Origin of the sequence: Dickeya fangzhongdai, from assembly GCF_002812485.1 — a bacterium.
In the GTDB taxonomy this organism is placed as follows: Bacteria; Pseudomonadota; Gammaproteobacteria; order Enterobacterales; family Enterobacteriaceae; genus Dickeya; species Dickeya fangzhongdai.
In genome coordinates, this window is sequence record NZ_CP025003.1 from 1,807,941 (window position 1) to 1,821,483 (window position 13,543).

12 protein-coding genes and 1 pseudogene are annotated in these 13,543 nt (G+C 57.3%); 5 read left to right on the forward strand and 8 right to left on the reverse strand.

Annotated elements, in window-relative coordinates; translation table 11 throughout:
* Nucleotides 1-21 precede the first annotated feature (21 nt).
* The gene (locus CVE23_RS08190; protein ID WP_049854958.1) at nt 22-792 is read left to right on the forward strand and encodes a YdcF family protein; all 771 of its coding nucleotides are present in this window, start codon (nt 22-24) and stop codon (nt 790-792) included.
* A gap of 196 nt (nt 793-988) precedes the next feature.
* The gene (locus CVE23_RS08195) at nt 989-1,978 is read left to right on the forward strand and encodes a Gfo/Idh/MocA family protein (RefSeq protein ID WP_038918538.1); all 990 of its coding nucleotides are present in this window, start codon (nt 989-991) and stop codon (nt 1,976-1,978) included.
* A gap of 38 nt (nt 1,979-2,016) precedes the next feature.
* Here the strand turns inward: CVE23_RS08195 and yghU are convergent, their stop codons facing one another.
* The 6 genes and pseudogenes from yghU to CVE23_RS08225 form a co-directional block, all read right to left on the reverse strand.
* On the reverse strand, nt 2,017-2,880 hold the full coding sequence (yghU, locus tag CVE23_RS08200; protein WP_038918540.1) for a glutathione-dependent disulfide-bond oxidoreductase: 864 nt from the start codon (nt 2,878-2,880) through the stop codon (nt 2,017-2,019).
* A 41-nt stretch (nt 2,881-2,921) separates the two neighbouring features.
* A complete protein-coding gene (gene yfcF / locus CVE23_RS08205; RefSeq protein WP_188726090.1) occupies nt 2,922-3,554 on the reverse strand; it encodes a glutathione transferase in 633 nt (210 codons plus the stop codon).
* 403 nt (nt 3,555-3,957) lie between these two features.
* A complete protein-coding gene (locus tag CVE23_RS08210; protein ID WP_100849272.1) occupies nt 3,958-5,046 on the reverse strand; it encodes an iron-containing alcohol dehydrogenase family protein in 1,089 nt (362 codons plus the stop codon).
* A gap of 34 nt (nt 5,047-5,080) precedes the next feature.
* Nucleotides 5,081-5,947: an ABC transporter permease gene (locus CVE23_RS08215; protein WP_038918543.1), complete on the reverse strand. Its 867-nt coding sequence runs from the start codon at nt 5,945-5,947 to the stop codon at nt 5,081-5,083.
* Nucleotides 5,907-6,758, reverse strand: a pseudogene (locus CVE23_RS08220) (ABC transporter ATP-binding protein). Before CVE23_RS08220 ends, CVE23_RS08215 begins: the two are co-directional and overlap by 41 nt.
* A 23-nt stretch (nt 6,759-6,781) precedes the next feature.
* On the reverse strand, nt 6,782-7,750 hold the full coding sequence (locus tag CVE23_RS08225) for an ABC transporter substrate-binding protein (RefSeq protein ID WP_087881248.1): 969 nt from the start codon (nt 7,748-7,750) through the stop codon (nt 6,782-6,784).
* Nucleotides 7,751-8,164: 414 nt separating this feature from the next.
* Between CVE23_RS08225 and CVE23_RS08230 the strand changes: the two genes are divergently transcribed.
* From CVE23_RS08230 to cuyB, 3 genes are all read left to right on the forward strand, one after another.
* A complete protein-coding gene (locus CVE23_RS08230; RefSeq protein ID WP_100849273.1) occupies nt 8,165-9,187 on the forward strand; it encodes a malate/lactate/ureidoglycolate dehydrogenase in 1,023 nt (340 codons plus the stop codon).
* Between the two features lie 180 nt (nt 9,188-9,367).
* A complete protein-coding gene (gene cuyA / locus CVE23_RS08235; protein ID WP_100849274.1) occupies nt 9,368-10,381 on the forward strand; it encodes a D-cysteate sulfo-lyase in 1,014 nt (337 codons plus the stop codon).
* On the forward strand, nt 10,381-11,103 hold the full coding sequence (cuyB, locus tag CVE23_RS08240; RefSeq protein ID WP_100849275.1) for a cysteate racemase: 723 nt from the start codon (nt 10,381-10,383) through the stop codon (nt 11,101-11,103). Before cuyA ends, cuyB begins: the two co-directional genes overlap by 1 nt.
* An 87-nt stretch (nt 11,104-11,190) precedes the next feature.
* On the opposite strand, the gene CVE23_RS08245 is transcribed toward cuyB, so the two are convergent.
* Entirely contained in the window at nt 11,191-12,531 is a 1,341-nt protein-coding gene (locus CVE23_RS08245; protein ID WP_100849276.1) for an anaerobic C4-dicarboxylate transporter, read from the reverse strand.
* Nucleotides 12,532-13,246: 715 nt separating this feature from the next.
* Entirely contained in the window at nt 13,247-13,396 is a 150-nt protein-coding gene (locus CVE23_RS08250; RefSeq protein ID WP_225622654.1) for a hypothetical protein, read from the reverse strand.
* Nucleotides 13,397-13,543: the final 147 nt, after the last annotated feature.

Genomic DNA, 13,543 nt, shown 5'->3' on the forward strand with positions numbered 1-13,543 from the left:
GCGATGGCGAAGAGAGGTGTTATGGATTTATCCGATGAAGTGATTCACGACCTTAACGATATCGCAAGTTGGCTGGCGCTGGATGATTTCCCGCAGGTGAAAACCATGAATCCCGACCTGATGATTATCGCTGGTCATGCCATTTTACCCAACATTTTCGGCGCGTTGACGTTGGCGAAGAAGGCGGATATTCCGGTCTTGTTGAGCGGTGGGATCGGCCATTCAACGGTGCTGTTACAGCAGGCGGTGAAAAATAATTGTCTGACCGCTGCGATCGATACCGCGGATAAAAGCGAGGCGGAAATGCTTGCCAGCATCGCCATGAGCGTATTCGGCATCGCCGCGGAGAAACTATTTATTGAAAGCGCTTCCAGAAACTGCGGAGAAAACGCCGACTTTAGTCGGGAATTGGTGCTTGATAAAGAGATAGCGCGTCAGGAAATTATTCTGGTGCAGGATCCCCTGATGCAACGGCGCACGACAGAAACTTTCCTGTTCAGCTGGAATAAGAAAGGGATGGACAGCCGGTTTATCAGCTGGCCGGTGTTTACCCCGTCGCTCATCATGATTGGCGGCGAGCCGATGATTACCGGCGGGCAAATGCCGGAAGTGTGGGAAATTGAGCGTTATACCGCGATGGTTTTAGGCGAGGTTAAACGCCTGAGAGATGATCAGAATGGCTATGGGCCGTCAGGCGCCGGTTTTATTGGACATGTGGATATTCCTGATGAGGTCACGCGGGCATGGGAGCGACTAATGAGCAATCAGTCGCTGAGTGAGAGAGTCAGATAACCGTTCTGAACCATGCTGACAGGCCACGCCGGTGTGGCCTGTTGTTTCGGCTGTACTCGTAATGAGGCGTGACAGCATTTCACCGCAGCCCGGTGCAGAGAATGGCGGGACGCAGCCTGAGCGCTGATGGCTATAACCGATAACGACTATCTTGTATAGTCAGTCGTATTTCGGTAATACGCTCAGGAGTTATCCCATGAAAATCGCGCTGGTAGGGGCAGGCAAAATTGTGCTGTCCTGTCTTGATGCACTGAAAAACATTGAAGGCATTGATATTGCTGCCTTATGCGTCCGGCAGGGAAGTCTGCAAAAAGGCGAAGCATTAAAAAGCCAATATAATATCCATGCGATTTATACCGATTATGATGCCCTGTTGCAGGATAGCGACATTGATTTTGTTTATCTCGGGATACCCAATCACCTGCATTTTTCCTATTCCCATAAAGCGCTGTCCGCCGGAAAGCATGTTATTTGTGAAAAGCCGTTCACGTCGAATTATGCGCAATTACTGGAACTGGTCACGCTGGCGAAATCAACAGGGCGTTATCTTTTTGAGGCCATCACCTCGATTCACACGCCTGGTTTTCATTATCTGGCGACTCATGTCGCCGACATCGGTGAGATTAAGCTGATACAGGCGAATTACTCGCAATATTCAAGCCGCTATGACGACTACCTCAACGGTATCGTGCATCCTGCATTCGACCCCGCCAAATCGGGCGGCGCGCTTTACGATATCAACTTATATAATATTTATGATGTCTGCGCCTTATTTGGGGCGCCGGAGAGCGTGAGCTATAGCTGTAATAAGGGACACAACGGCATCGACACTTCCGGTATTCTGGTCATGAATTACGGGAAATTTATTGCTGTCTGCACCGGTGCGAAAGATTCGGCCAGTCCGGGTTATTTAACCGTTCAGGGAACGGCTGGCTATGTGAAAATTACCGATATACCGAGTGTATGTAAGCATGTTGAATTTTCGACAGCGGGAACGCTGATAAAACATGACGACACGACGGATAAAAATCACATGATTTATGAATTTGAGGCGTTCAGGGATATCGTCAACGCACAGGATATGTCCCGGTGCCATCAATTGCTGGATATTGCTCTTATCGTCTCTAATGTGCTGGAGCAGGCCAGGGAATGTTGCGGTATTCATTTCCCTCTCACCGAAGAATAAGCCCGCCGCCCGTCAGTGCAGCGGCGGGATGAGTACAGTCAGCGCGGTGCCGACACTTTGTCCTGTGTTTGCGTTTCGAAGTCGCTGGCGTCGTGACGCTCATGCAACTGGGTGGCGGGATCGCCGCTCAGGCGGTTGACCATGCGGCCGCGCTGAACCGCAGGACGGGCGAGAATAGCGTCCGCCCAGCGCTGCACGTGCGGATATTCGTGAACCGACAGGAATTCGGCGCCGTCGTAAAGCCAGCCTTTCACCAGACCGCCGTACCAGGGAAACGCGGCGATATCGGCGATCGTATAGTGAGAACCGGCCAGATAGTCGCTTTGCGCCAGCCGCTGATTGAGCACATCAAGCAGGCGTTTGGTTTCCATCGCGAAGCGATCGATAGCGTATTCGATCTTGATCGGCGCGTAAGCGTAGAAATGACCGAAACCACCGCCAAGATAGGGCGCGCTGCCCATCTGCCAGAATAGCCACGACAGGCATTCGGCGCGTTCGGCGGCGTCGGTCGGCAGGAATTCGCCAAATTTCTCCGCCAGATAAAGCAGAATGGCGCCTGACTCAAACACGCGCACCGGCTGCGGCCCGGAGTGGTCCACGAGCGCCGGGATCTTGGAGTTAGGGTTGGCTTCCACGAAGCCACTGCTGAACTGCTCGCCGTTGCCGATTCTGATTAGCCAGGCGTCGTATTCCGCGCCGCTATGACCCAGCGCCAGCAGTTCTTCAAGCAGGATGGTCACCTTCTGGCCGTTTGGCGTCGCCAGCGAATAGAGCTGGAGCGGATGACGACCGACCGGCAGGTCTTTGTCGTGCGTGGCGCCGGCGATTGGGCGATTGAGGCCGCCGCTGGCTGTATTCCAGGTCCAGACTTTCGGCGGGATGTATTCGGATGAGTGGGACATGGCAAACCTCCTGATAATTACATTCGTCAGAGAAAGGGCGGTTAACGCAATGGACGTTCCATCATAACCCACGCTTGCACCGACGGTCGTTGCCACTGGTGCCGGGCGTATTCTTCCAGCCGCTGTGGTACGGCATCGCCGTTCATCACCAGCCGGTTTAGCATGAGTGCAAGATCAAGGTCGGCGATGCTCCATGCGTCGAACAACGTCAGCGCGCCTGCCGGCAGCAGTTTATCCGCGATCGTGAACAGCTTTTCCGCCGCCTGTTGCGCTGGTGCGGACAGCGGCGCCGACGTGGCGTCGTAGAACATCGTTTCCGATGAGCGCTCCTGCCGGATGGGCATCAGGTCCGTCCGTAGCCATGCCTGTATCTGACGCGCCCGCGCCCGCTGCTGTGGAGACTGAGGGTAGAGCGGCGTGCCGGGGAACGCCTCGTCAAGGTACTCGGTAATCGCCGACGATTCGGACAGCGAAAAACCGTCGTGAACCAGTGTCGGCACCCGGCTGGTCAACGATGCCGCGGCATACTCCGGCGCGTGCTGCGCCTTGTTACCCAGGTCTACCGTTGACAGTTCGAACGGCAATGCTTTCTCGCGCAGGGCAACGAACGCCGACATTGCAAACGGGCTGACGAACTGGGCGTCGACGTAAAGGTGCAAAGGGGTGGATGTCACCGGGTGTCTCCTGTTTTCATGGCTGGCGTATATGAGTCGTAGCTGGTGCCCCGTCATTTATGTGTGATCACGTATGTGTGATCACGGCAGGCGAGCATTCCTCGGTACGCCTCGGCGCAGGACACCGTTTAATATCCTACCCCAAACAATCTGGCATGCGATTGCGATTGTTCCCTTACCGGCGAAAGTGGTGGCATTGATTTAGTGAAATCCCCCAGAAATTGGCATTGGCTGCCAAATGACGTTGAAGGTCGCCATAATCAAACCCGACGGCGCGCCGACCAACGAGCGATACCTTATCTGGCATAAGCGTACAGTCAACAGGTCGGGTGCTGCGTATGTGCGGGATGACATTATCAATGCATTTGCGGGGATTAACCCGCTTTCTGATTGAAGCGCAGCATTAGTGCGCCTCGGTCGTGGCGGGTTCCGCCGTAGCGGCCAGCGCCTGCCTTAACGCGCTGCGGTCTACGGCGAACGGCAGCCGGGCGGCGATATCGGCCGGGATAGTCACCTGTGCGGCAACGAGGTCCCAGCGTGCTTCGTCGGTCAGGCCCAGCGCCTGCGGCGTCTGCGGGCTGTCGTAGCGGCGCAATTGCGTCAGTAGCTCCTGACTGTCGAATCCGTGGCGTGCTTCCAGTTGCGCCTGTACTGCCAGGCCAAAGCCGACCTTTTCGCCGTGCAGCCAGCGCTTGGATTCCGGCTGGCGGGTCAGGCTGTTATGAATGGCGTGTGCGACGCCCAGCCGGGCACGCTCGTCCTTGACGCTGTTGGCGATACCGGCCAGCGCAATCACCGCGTCGATTACCCGGCGCAGCGCCGGCGTCGCCTGTTGTCGCTGGTTGTCCGCCAGCGCCTGCTCACCGTCCGCGTCAAAAATATCGACCGCCAGCCGGGCGATACGCGCGTTGATCTGCAGCGACAGGGCATCGTCGCCGTGCCGTAGGTAGGGCTGAAATTCGTACCATTTGGCGAGCGCGTCAACAATGCCGGCTTTCAGATAACGCACCGGCGCGCGGGCAATCACGGTGCTATCCACCAGCACCCACACCGGCAGGCGACGCAGACTAAGCCGCCCCTGATGCATGCCGTCGCGGCTGTACAGCACGCTGATGGGCGACCAGGCGGCGCAGGTGGCGGCAACCGTCGGCACGGCGATCATCGGTAACGCGCCGGACTGGTCGGCCACCGCTTTGGCGGTATCCAGCACCTTGCCGCCGCCGACGCCGAGAATCAGCTCCGCGCGTTCGATGTGCGCCTGTTCGCGCAGCGCGGCGATACTCTCTTCGGTGCAATAGCCTTCGAGAAATAAGGTCCGGTAGTGCAAGCCGTGTTGCCTGAGGCTGGCTTCCAGCGTGGCGGCAGTGTGCCGCCAGGCGGTTGGGCTGGTGATGATCAGCACCCGTTTAGCCAGTGGTTGAATATAGTCGCCCACCTGGGCGAGCAAGCCGTCCTGATTGAGGTACGTGTCTGGAACCTGTATGGCGATCATGCTCTCGCTTCTCCTGTCGATTTTTCTGCGCAGCCTAGCGCTGCATACCCCATTTGCGGACGGTCAGGCGCTCCAGCGTGGAGAAGATCAGCCCTTCCACCAGTAACCCGATCAGGATCACCGAAGCCAGCCCGGCGAACACGCGGTCGGTATACAACTCGTTGCGGTTCTGGAAGATGTACCATCCCAACCCGCCTTTGCCGCTGGAGGCGCCAAACACCAGTTCGGCGGCGATCAACGTGCGCCAGGCAAAAGCCCAGCCGATTTTCAGCCCGGAAATGATCGCCGGCAGCGCCGCCGGGATCAGCATGTGAACGACGTAGCGCCAGCCGGTCAGGCCATAGTTGCGCCCGGCCATGCGCAGGGTGTCGGAAACGCCGAGAAAACCGCTGTAGGCGTTGAGCGCCATCGGCCACATCACCGAATGCACCAGCACGAAAACCAGACTTTTTTCACCGAGGCCGAACCACAGCAGCGCCAGCGGCAGCAGCGCGATAGCGGGTAATGGGTTAAGCATCGCGGTGAGCAACGCCAGTAAGTCGCGCCCCAGTTGCACCGACACCGCCAGCGTACTGAGCAACAGCGCCAGCACGCTGCCGATGACATAACCTTTCAGCAGCGTGCCGAGGGATACCGCTATTTTCTGCGGCAGTTCGCCGCTCAACATATCCTGACGGAACGCCTGTAATGTCTGGAGAAAGCCGGGCAGCATCAGGTCGTTGTTCTGCCAGCGGGCGGCGACTTCCCACAACGCCAGCAGCAACAGCACCAATATCAGCCGACGCAGTAAGGTGTGTTGCGCCAGCCGGGTCAGCCACGGCAGCGGCGCTTCCAGCGTGTCGGGCGGCAGCGGCGTCAGCTCACGCTGATACTCGGGCCTGACCGGGGGAGATGTATTCATGGGATACCTCAGGTGAAGCCGATGCGCCGCGAGAGGCCGGCGTCGACGGGAATAACAGATCGTGGATACGTCGGGCGGTGTGCTGGAAAGCATCGCCGCCGGCATCGTTCAGCGAAAACTGATGGCAGTTGATTTCCGCCCGCACCCGGCCGGGATGAGGGGACAACAGCAGGATCCGGCTGCCGACCACCAGCGCTTCCTCAATGGAGTGGGTGACGAACAGCAGCGTGAAGCGCACCTCTTCCCACAGCGCCAGCAATTCCTCCTGCATCTTGCGGCGGGTGAGGGCGTCCAGCGCAGCGAAGGGTTCATCCATCAGCAGGATTTTCGGCTGCATCGCCAGCGCGCGGGCGATCGCCACCCGCTGCTTCATGCCGCCGGACAACGTGTGCGGGTAGGCATCGGCGAATTTCGCCAGCCCGACCTTGTCGAGAAAGTGCAATGCCCGTTCGCGCGCTTCTGATTTGGTCAGTGTGCCGCTGGCGACCAGCGGGAACAGGGTGTTTTCCAGCACGGTTTTCCACGGTGGCAACTGGTCGAATTCCTGAAACACCATCATGCGATCCGGACCGGGGCGGGTGACCGGCTGGTTTTCCAGCTGGATACTACCGCCGACTGGCGACAGAAATCCGCCGATCGCTTTCAGCAGGCTGGACTTGCCTCAGCCGGACGGCCCCAGCAGCACGAAGCGCTCCGCCGGGAACACGTCAAAACTGACGTCATGGGTCGCCTGTATCTGCGCGCGATGGGTGCGGTAACGCAGGTCAACGCCGTTGACCTGCAACAGCGGATGCAATGGATGAGCGGACATCGCAATCTCCTGTAGCCGGATAGTTAACTGCCCGGCTGATCGTGGATTTCATTGAAGAAGTAGTCTTTCCATGACGCGGCCTTGTTTTTCAGTACGCCAAGCTGTTGCAGTTTTTCGGCGTATACCGACGTTCGTTGCGGCACGATGGTGAAGTTCACCTCCGGGTCTTCGACGATGCGTTTGACCAGCGGTAGCGGCAGGCGCGAGTTTTCCACCCGGATATAGGTTTCAGCGGCGGCGGCCTTGTTGGCGTTGATAATGTCGGAGGCTTCTTTCAGCGCGTCGTAAAAGGCGCGGTAGGTTTTCGGGTTTTCATCGTGGAATTTCTGGGTGGTGTAGAGCACGTTGAAGGTGCCCGGCCCGCCCAGCACGTCATAGGAACTCAGAATCTTGTGCACGTTCGGGTGTTCCAGCGCCTGATACTGGAACGGCGGGCTGGAAAAATGGGCGGTGATTTCCGACCCGCCGGCGATCAGCGCCGCGTTGGCGTCCGGGTGCGGCAGGCTGACGGTAATATTGTCGAAGCGTTTGTAGTCGCCGTCGCCGAACAGTTTGGCGGTTTCAATCTGCAACGTGCGCGACTGAAAGCCGACACCGGCGGCAGGGGTGGCGATACGGTCGCGGTCGCTCAGGTCGCGCAGGGTTTTCACCGCCGGGTTATTGCTCAGCAGATAGTTCGGCATCGACCCCAGTGAGGCGATGGCGCGCACATTCTGTTTGCCCAACGTGCGGTCCCATAGGGTCAGCATCGGCGGCACCCCGGCGGACGCCACATCCAGCGCGCCGGACAGCAACGCCTCGTTGATCGCGGTGGCGCCGGACAGCGTGCGCCAGTCGACCTTGATGTCCAGCCCTTGCTGTTTACCGTGTTTCTCAATCAACTGCTGGTCGCGCACCACATCCAGAATCAGGTAGCCGATGCCGAACTGCTGGGCGATGCTGATGCTGCCCTCCGCCTGTGCCGCCAGCGGCGCTGCACCCAGCGCGAGCATCAGTGCCAGTAGCCAACCGCGTTTGACGTGGCTGGAGGATGTATTCTGCCCGGTCGTGTTTTCAGCTCGATTTATTTTTACGACCCGGTTTATTTCTACAACCCGGTTTATTTCTATGAATTGCATTTCCACTGGCGCCATCGGTATAGTCTCACAGTTAATTATTTAATTAATAAAAGTCGGCGATCATTTTTTCATTTCTAACCAGATAATTTTCGCATGCTATTTTTATAATCCCCGGCGGCAAAGCTTATTTGGAAATAAGTTATTTAAATTCTATTTATAGTTATTTTTGCTAAGTAGGGTCGATATTCTGCTAAGCAATAATATTGCTATGGTTTCCCGTATTATTCACTTACCCCGGTTTCCGCGAGGATTATAGTAAAACCTTTCTGATTTACGGGGACCCGGAGCATGCCTGTCTTTTCTCACGATTATTTACGTCATTATTTGCGCGAACGCCTGAACGAGGCGGAGGTGAACGCGGAGGTGGCCGGTCTGGTGGCGGATAATCTGGTGGAATCCAGCCTGAAAGGCCATGATTCTCACGGCGTCAGCATGTTGCCGCGCTATATCGCCGCGATTCGCGAAGGCGGGCTGGCGCCGCATGCGCAGGCGGAAAAGACGCTTGACGCCGGGCCGATGCTGGCGTTTTCCGGGCAGCATGGCTTCGGCCAGGTGGTGGCCCGGCAGGCGATCGCTCAGGGGATTGAACGTGCGAAACAGCAGGGCGTGGCGGTACTCAGCCTGGCGGACGCGCACCATCTCGGGCGTATCGGCGCCTGGGCGGAACAGGCGGCGCAAGCGGGGCTGGTGTCGCTGCATTTCGCCAATGTCTACACCCGTCCGATCGTCATGCCCTGGCAGGGGCAGCAACCGCGTTTCGGCACCAACCCGTTCTGCGCCGGGATCCCGGTGGCGGGCGGCTCACCGGTGATTCTCGATTTTGCCACCAGTGTGATTGCCGGCAACAAGGCGCGCATCGCCTGGAACGAAGGCCGATCATTGCCGTCGGGGCAAATTGTCGACAATCAGGGTCAGCCATCGGTGGACCCGCGCTGGCTGATGGAAGAGCCGTTCGGCGCGCTGCTGGCGTTCGGCCAGCATAAAGGTTCCGGTCTGGCGCTGGTGTGCTCGCTGCTTGGCGCGGCGCTGACCGGCGGGGCGACTGAACGCACCGCCACGGGTCAGGGTAAGCAGATCATCAACAGCATGCTGTCGATACTGATCGACCCGGAACGGCTGGGCGGCGCGGCCAGCTATCAACAGGAAATTCCGGCGTTGCTGGATTGGGTGCGTCAGTCGCGGCCCGACGGCGAATTGCTGCTGCCCGGCGATCCGGAACAGCAGGCGTATCGCCAGCGGCTGGCGAACGGTATTTTCGTCGACGACACCAGTTGGCGGCAATTAGCCGAGCTGGAGCGTCAAGTGGCCTGATCCGGCGACCAGTCTGTGCGCCGCGCTTATTTTTATTACTTTGCTCAACCTGCGTTTCGCCTTATTTCATGACGTTCTCTACAACACATTTTTATGGTTTCGTCTGTTCATTATCGTGGCCGAAATAAGATGAAAAAAGAGACGACTAAAACACATCGATTATTTTCCAAGGAGCAGAATATGCATCTCGCCCGTTTTCCCCGTTTGTCGCTGGGCCATTTCCCCACGCCGCTGGAACCGCTGCCGCGTTTATCGGCTTATCTCGGCGGCCCGACGATTTATATCAAACGCGATGACGCCACCGGGCTGGCGACCGGCGGCAATAAAACCCGCAAACTGGAATTTCTGCTGGCGGAAGCGTTGCAACAGGACGCCGACATCATCATCACTCAGGGCGCCACTCAGTCCAACCATGTGCGCCAAACTATCGCCGCCGCAGCGAAGCTGGGGCTGAAAACCCAGGTCCTGCTGGAAAAGCGGGTTGAGGATTACGGTATTGATTACCAGCGCTCCGGCAACGTGTTGCTGGACAAGTTGCTGGGCGGCGACATTGTCGATCATCTGCCGGCCGGCACCGACATGCAGCAGGCGATGGAGGCGCTGGCGGCGACGTTGCGCGAACAAGGCCACCGGCCTTATGTGATCCCCGGCGGCGGCTCCAGCCCGACCGGTGCGCTGGGGTATGTCGCCTGCGCCGAAGAACTGTTGTATCAGTCCAGCCAGCAGCGGCTGCGCATCGATCATATTGTGCACGCCACCGGCAGCACCGGCACTCAGGCGGGGCTGGTTACCGGGCTGACCGCCAGCAACAGCGGCATTCCGGTGCTGGGTATCAGCGTGCGGGCGCCGAAGGCGAAACAGGAAGAGAATGTCTGGCTACTGGCGCAGCGCACCTGGCAGAAACTGGGGCTGGCGGGCGAGGTGCCGCGCGAGGCTGTTCAGGTCAACAGTGATTACGTCGGGCAGGGATACGGTATCCCCACCGCCGGGACGCTGGAAGCCCTGAAACTGGCGGCGCAGTTGGAAGGGATTTTGCTGGACCCGGTCTATTCTGGCAAGGCGCTGGCCGGGCTGATCGATCTGGTGCGTAAAGGGCAATTTGGTAAAGACGACACCGTGCTGTTTATTCACACCGGCGGAGCGGCGGGACTGTTTGGTTACCGTCAGGCGTTCGAGCAGCAGGAAGGCTGGTGATGCCGACGCGTTTTCTGATCGGGGTGCTGGGCGGGATGGGGCCGCTCGCCACCGTCGATCTGTTGCAGAAAATCATCGCCGCCACGCCTGCGGAGCGCGACCAGCAACATGTACCGATGGCGGTATGGAATGTGCCGCAGATTCCGGATCGCCAGCGGGCGCTGGCCGGGATTGGCGCATCGCCGTTGCCGGCGTTGTTGGACGGCGTTGAACACCTCAACCGGCTGAACGTCAGTCACCTGATCATTCCCTGCAATACCGCGCATCACTGGTTTGATGAACTTCGCTCGGCCAGTCGTGCGCCGGTGTTGCACATCGCCGACGCTACGCTGGCGCAGACGCAGCTGGCGTTGGCCGGCACGCCGTCGCCGCGGGTGGGAGTAATCGCCACCCACGGTACGCTGGCGGCGGGCTGGTATCAGCAGCGGCTGGCGGCGTTGGATATCGAAACGGTGCTGCCCGACGAACAGGAGATGGATAATCTGTTCGTGCCGGGTTGTTATGCGGTGAAACGTGGCGAAGTCGCAGCGGGCGGAGCGCTGTTCGGGCAATTGGCCGATCGGCTGGCTGCACGCGGCGCCACCCAACTGATTCTGGCCTGCACTGAAGTGGCGCCTGGGCTGGCGGCAGCGCAGTCGTGCTGGCTGGCGCGCAGTATCGACAGCACCGAGGCGCTGGCCCGGCGCTGCGTCGCGCTGTGGCGGGAACAGGCGGACCTGTAACGAGAAACCGCCCGACGGCTGGGACCGAACGGGCGGTTGGAGGGAGAAACGTCCGCTGCGCCGATGTGCCCGGCGCAGCGGGATAACTCAGTAATACCCGTACATGGCGGCGAACACCCAGCCGAACACGCAGGAGGTGCTGACGCCAATCAGACCGGGCAGGATGAAGCTGTGGTTAATCACAAACCGGCCGATGTGGGTGGTACCGGAGCGGTCGAACTGGATGGCGGCCAGATCGCTGGGGTAGGTCGGCAGAATGTAGTAACCGTAGCAAGCCGGCGCGGACGCCACGATGTACGCCGGGTCAACGCCAATCGCCAACGCTACCGGCACGATTGCGGCCAGCGCAGCGGCTTGCGAGTTGACGAACTTGGACACCAGCAGCAGGATCAGCGCATACGCCCACGGATACTCTTTCACCAGCGAGCCCAGCGTATCCTTGATTTGCGTCAGGTGCGCGCCGAACATGGTTTCGGCCATCCAGGCGATGCCGTACACCGCGACAATCGCGATCATCCCAGAGCGGAACACTTCGTTTTTCGAAATCGACCCCGGATTGGTTTTGGTGGCGATGATGATGACGGCGCCGGACAGCAGCATGAACATCTGAATCACCAGCACCATCGACAGCGGTTTACCGCCGAAGGACGGACGCAGGCTTTCCACCGCACCCAGCAGTGCTACCGCAGCGATAGTGGCAAGGAAGATCCACATGGCGACCCAGTTGCTGCGCGGCAGTTTGCGGTCCAGCAGGGTGGCGGTGTCGCCGTAAACGTATTCGCGGTTTTCCGGCACGGAAATGAATTTCTGGAAGTCCGGATCCTTGTCCAGGTCTTTACCCCTGAACCAACTGAAAATCCCGATGGCCAGAATACCCAGCAGGGTAGAGGGAATCGTGATTGCCAGTAAGTCCAGGAATTCAAGGTGCTTGCCGTGGAAGGTGAATTTACCCAGCATGGCGACCAGCGACACCACCGCTACCGATACCGGGCTGGCGATGATCCCCATCTGCGCGCCGATCGAACTGGCGGCCATCGGCCGTTCCGGGCGGATGTTGTTCTTGATGGCGACGTCGTAAATAATCGGCAGAATGGTATACACCACGTGGCCGGTGCCGCACAGAATCGTCAGCGTACAGGTCACGAACGGCGCAATGATCGACACATATTTCGGGTTGCGTCGCAGCATTTTTTCCGCCACCTGCAGCATCACATCCAGCCCGCCGGAGGCTTGCAACGTAGCAGAAGCGGCCACCACGGAAATGATGACCAGCATCACGTCGACCGGCGGTTTCCCAGGTTCCAGTTTAAAAATGAAAACCAGAATGACGAGCCCGATACCCCCTAATAATCCGAGCGCGATACCACCTTTTCGCGCGCCGTAAAACAGGCAGATCAGGACTATGATAAGTTGAATGATAAAGTCCATAGATTCCCCATTGCTCAAAATGACGAGTTAATTAATTGAGATTGGATTACTGTCGTCATGGGTACTATAGAGATTATTCCGTCTGTTTTTTCTTGATCTAAATCTACTATTTCAATTGTTTCTTTCCCTGATGGCGAATTAACGGGAGGTGCGGCGAGAATAAAAAACGTCTGATTTTTTTAGTTTATTAATTATAAGATTAATTTTATAATTCTTAATAAAGATGAGTTGTCGTGAATTTGTTTCATTGGTTTTGTTATTGCAGCGGTTTGTTTTAGCAAGTGTTTTATTTTTGTTGTGTCGGTGTTTTTTTATGGTTGTGTTTTTGCTCCGGTAGAGTGAGTGGAGTGAAAGCGAACACCGTTTTAAAAATGTAATAATAATGGATCTTTATAATAAAACTATGATTTTAAATGGTTTTATATAAATGTCATTCCTGATTATCACTCTATTTTTTAATGTCAACCGAGTGTGGAGGTGACTGGGAATAAATGATAATAATTCCCAGCGGTCCTGAGTGCGTTATTTTATAAATCTACCGATGGCATCACATTATTTCATTTGTGGGTAAAATGACTATGACGAAGAACGATTAATAGTTTTTCTGGTTATTAAAATAAAACAGTCATGCGTGTTTTTGTCTATTAAGCGTGCGTCACGCATCATTACGGGGTTCAGCCTAAAGTCTGTTGAAACAGGAATGACAGGTCAGCATTCATTTTGCCCCGCAGGCGCCGACCCATTCGGCTATCGCCGGGCAGCCGTTCTCACGTTGCAACCCATCAATCACCCCCTGTCGGTCTTCCGGCGTTCTGTTCTGGCTGACTTTCCATTTACCGTCGAGTGTCGCGATCGGGGTTTCCAACCCTACGCTGCCGTTAAGTTGGGCGATGCTCTAATCGCGCCCGTCTGATGTTATTGATGTTGTTTCCCGGTCACGCTCTCTTTGCAATCTCTCAGCTACGCTTGAAGGGTTCAGCTACGCCTGAAGTAGGGTAAATGCGGTTTTTCA

Coding starts and splice junctions, on each gene's coding strand:
- CVE23_RS08190 (WP_049854958.1), top strand. CDS start 22: ATGGATTTATCCGATGAAGTGATTCACGACCTTAACGATATCGCAAGT.
- CVE23_RS08195 (WP_038918538.1), top strand. CDS start 989: ATGAAAATCGCGCTGGTAGGGGCAGGCAAAATTGTGCTGTCCTGTCTT.
- yghU (WP_038918540.1), bottom strand. CDS start 2,880: ATGTCCCACTCATCCGAATACATCCCGCCGAAAGTCTGGACCTGGAAT.
- CVE23_RS08210 (WP_100849272.1), bottom strand. CDS start 5,046: ATGATCGCCATACAGGTTCCAGACACGTACCTCAATCAGGACGGCTTG.
- CVE23_RS08215 (WP_038918543.1), bottom strand. CDS start 5,947: ATGAATACATCTCCCCCGGTCAGGCCCGAGTATCAGCGTGAGCTGACG.
- CVE23_RS08225 (WP_087881248.1), bottom strand. CDS start 7,750: ATGCTCGCGCTGGGTGCAGCGCCGCTGGCGGCACAGGCGGAGGGCAGC.
- CVE23_RS08230 (WP_100849273.1), top strand. CDS start 8,165: ATGCCTGTCTTTTCTCACGATTATTTACGTCATTATTTGCGCGAACGC.
- cuyA (WP_100849274.1), top strand. CDS start 9,368: ATGCATCTCGCCCGTTTTCCCCGTTTGTCGCTGGGCCATTTCCCCACG.
- cuyB (WP_100849275.1), top strand. CDS start 10,381: ATGCCGACGCGTTTTCTGATCGGGGTGCTGGGCGGGATGGGGCCGCTC.
- CVE23_RS08245 (WP_100849276.1), bottom strand. CDS start 12,531: ATGGACTTTATCATTCAACTTATCATAGTCCTGATCTGCCTGTTTTAC.